At 34.9% G+C, this 258-nt stretch carries 1 protein-coding gene; it reads right to left on the bottom strand.

The window, feature by feature from the left end; all coding sequences use genetic code 11:
- A partial coding sequence (locus tag NCS58_RS34090; RefSeq protein WP_250539050.1) for a hypothetical protein occupies nucleotides 1–258 on the bottom strand: 258 nt, incomplete at both ends.

The raw sequence follows: 258 nt of genomic DNA, 5'->3' as shown, positions 1-258 counted from the left end.
CTCTCTTACAGTCAAATCATATTTCTCTGCTTGTCTATGGAATAGATCTTCAATATCATGCCCGCCAGATACCATGCCATTGATACAAACTCTGGCAATTCTGGAAATCAAAAGCGGAACGGTTACTACAATACCTTGAACGCCAGCAATTTTTTGACCTTCTTTTACTAATGAAGCAGTCTTTTTTCTTTTGCCCTTTTTCATTTTATTTAACTTATTGATGGCATCAATAAGTGCTAAAATACCATCATCAATTTT

The sequence above is a fragment of the Caballeronia sp. INML3B genome (assembly GCF_023631305.1).
Lineage (GTDB): Bacteria > Pseudomonadota > Gammaproteobacteria > Burkholderiales > Burkholderiaceae > Caballeronia > Caballeronia turbans.
Note: the sequence above shows the minus strand (reverse complement) of the source record. Positions and strands in the feature narration are given on the sequence as shown.